Origin of the sequence: Castellaniella sp. (assembly GCF_041675725.1) — a bacterium.
Taxonomy (GTDB): Bacteria; Pseudomonadota; Gammaproteobacteria; order Burkholderiales; family Burkholderiaceae_B; genus Castellaniella.
Window position 1 is genome coordinate 1 of record NZ_JBAYTI010000122.1, and the last position, 2,844, is coordinate 2,844.

3 protein-coding genes are annotated in these 2,844 nt (G+C 63.2%); all 3 read right to left on the reverse strand.

All coding sequences use genetic code 11. The features are described from left to right. Positions 1-1,178 (reverse strand): CaiB/BaiF CoA transferase family protein (locus WCZ84_RS13920; RefSeq protein ID WP_372686874.1); only part of this gene is annotated, 1,178 nt, incomplete at its 3' end. Positions 1,179-1,186: 8 nt separating this feature from the next. Then, positions 1,187-2,197 carry an acyl-CoA dehydrogenase family protein gene (locus WCZ84_RS13925; protein WP_372686875.1) on the reverse strand — a complete coding sequence of 337 codons (1,011 nt, stop codon included), beginning with the start codon at positions 2,195-2,197 and terminating at the stop codon, positions 1,187-1,189. 10 nt (positions 2,198-2,207) lie between these two features. Then, positions 2,208-2,844, reverse strand: a 637-nt coding sequence (locus tag WCZ84_RS13930) for an acyl-CoA dehydrogenase family protein (RefSeq protein ID WP_372686876.1), incomplete at its 5' end; no start/stop codon positions are given.

Below are 2,844 nucleotides of genomic sequence, written 5' to 3' on the forward strand. Positions count from 1 at the left end.
CCCAGAACACGCTCAAGAACGGTATTCGTGTGTTCGCCCAGCCTGGGCGGCGCAAGGGGTTCACGCGGAGGTGTGCCTTGCAGCTTCAGGGGGGAACGCATCAAACGCAGTTCGCCATGGCGCGCGTCGGAGGTTGTGCCCACCATGCCACGCGCCACGATTTCGGGCGCTTCGAGGGCTTCGGGTACGCTACGTACCGGCCCTGCCGGGACACCGACGCTGCGTATCTTTTCCAGCCAATAGGCATTGCCATGATGGCTCAATGCTGCTTCCAGCTGTGCGATCAGCGTGTCGCGATTCATGACCCGGGCGCGATTCGTACGGTAGCGCTCATCGGTCGCCAGCTCGGGCAAGCCGAGCACACTGCACAGCGCCGTGAACTGCTTGTCATTGCCCACGGCCAACGCAAACTTGCCATCGGCTGTGGATACGATCTGATAAGGAACCACCGTGGGGTGGCCATTGCCATAGCGCCGGGGTTCGACACCCGCAGCCAGATAACCAGAGCCGATGTTCGCCAGGACACTGACCGCGCCGTCCAGCAAGGCCAGGTCAATATGCTGGCCCTGCCCGGTGCGCTCGCGTGCAAACAGCGCCGCCAGTATGGCCTGCACGGCATTCATGCCCGTGACGATATCAGTGATGGCCACGCCCAGCTTCATGGGTTCGCCATCCTGTTCGCCCGTGATGGACATCAGGCCGCTTTCCGCCTGGATCACGAAATCGTAGCCAGGCTCTGCAGCACGCGGGCCGGTGCGCCCATACCCCGAGATTGAACAATAGATCAGTCCCGGGTTCACCTTCCGCAGGCTTTCCGGGTCGAGACCATATTTTTTCAAGCCATCGAGCTTGAAATTCTCGACCAGGATGTCGGCCTTTGCGGCAAGTTCCCGGATCAGGGCCTGGCCTTCCGGGCGGGCCATATTGATGCCCACGGATTCCTTGGAACGATTGGCGCACAGAAAATAGGTCGACTCGCCCCCCACTTCGGGCGGCAGCCAGCTGCGAGTATCGTCGCCGTTGCCCGGCATTTCGACCTTCCAGACTTCCGCGCCCAGGTCAGCCAGCGTCTGGGTGCACCAAGGGCCGGCCAGCACACGGCTGAGATCCAGAACCTTGATGCCCTGCAGGGCGCCGGCTTGAGCCGATTCAGCGGATGATTCGACGGAACCTGCCATTTTCAGACTCACTTAGTACTTGCAAGAATGAAGTCGAGCGCTGTACCTTCGCTGCTCTGGATGACTTCGCGGCCCAGCTGACGTGCCCACCAGGCTTCCGTACCGCCGGCCCGGCGCCATTCGCGCAAGCGCCTGGTATAGAGCTGCAGGTCGTATTCTTCAGTGATGCCGATCGCACCGTGCAAGGCATGCGCGCCGTCAGCGACGGTGGGTGCAGCCTCGCTGCAACGCGTCTTGCCGATGGCGGCAAGCCTAGGCGATGGCATGGCGTCTGGCGCGTGAAGTGCCAGCCGTGCTGCCATCCGCATGGCCCATACCCGTTCGGCCATGACGCTGATGAGGCTCTGCACTGCCTGGAACTGGGCAATTGCCCTGCCGAACTGCTGGCGCTCGGCCACGTGCGCCAGCGTCATGTCCAAAGCCTGGCGGGCCGCCCCGGCCAGCAGGGGCGCGAGCGATGCCGCGGCCAATTGCGCCGGCGAACATACTGCGGCTTCAGGCGTGTCGATGATGCGCGTGTTGTCGGGCATGGCGGCCCAGTACAGATCGGCTGTCTGGCTACCCCGTATTTCGTCACCTTCGATGCGGGCTGCGGCGGAAGGCAGCAGCACCCAGAGGTCGCCGAACCCCGCCAACACCCAGTCGGCCGCCTTGCCAAAGGCAAGGTTCTGCACGCTCAGGCCGCCGTCTTCAGATCGACTGGTATCCGGCCCGGCAATGGCAATCGGCCCTTCAGGCGCGTCGTGCCCCAGGGCGTCGAGCCAGCCCTTGGCCATGACGGTCTGCACGAAAGGCAGCGGCAGCGCATGCTGGCCCGCCAGCATGAACGACGGGAAAGCGTCATCCAGCGACACGCCAGCGCCACCCTTGTCTTCCGGCAGCAGAATGTCCAGGAAACCACTGGACGCGATTTCCGCCCACAGCGCAGCCGGGTCGTCGCCCGCCTCGATGCCGCGGATCACTGCGGGAGTCGCCCGTTCACTAAACATGCGTTCCAACGCTTCTGTAAGCATATCCATACCGGGATTCCTATCGCAGATTCAGACCGCGGGCGATGATGCCGCGCATGATTTCGCGTGTGCCGCCACGCAGGGAGAATGAAGGAGCCAACTGTTCAAGGTAGGACACCGTGCGGCGCAGTTCGGGGGATGCGGCCAGATGCGGTTCCGCACCCAGCACATCGCCTATCCAGCGGGGGATGGACTGTTCGATTTCTGTGCCCAGATCCTTGACCAGCGATGCTTCGATGGCCGGACTTTCGCCGCGCGCCAGCTTGGCCGTCAGTGCCAGCGATAGGGAACGCAGTACAGCCAGCCAGGAAACGATGTGGCCCATGGTTTCAAGGCGCACGCCTTCGTTGGCTGCGCTGCCGCGGCAGTGCCTGAGCCAGCTTTCCACCAGCACCATGCTGGAATAGAGACGTTCGGGCCCGCTGCGTTCGAACGCAAGTTCGGCATTGACCTGAGCCCAGCCGTTCCCCTCTTCGCCGATCAGGGCGTTTTCGGGGCATTCCACGTTGTCGAAGAACACTTCCGAGAAGTGGGCATCGCCGGACATGTCTTCGATCGGGCGGACAGTCACGCCAGGCAGACTAAGGTCGACGATCAGTTGCGACAGGCCCTTGTAGCGGTCTTGCGGTTCGCCCGATGTGCGCACCAGCGCAATC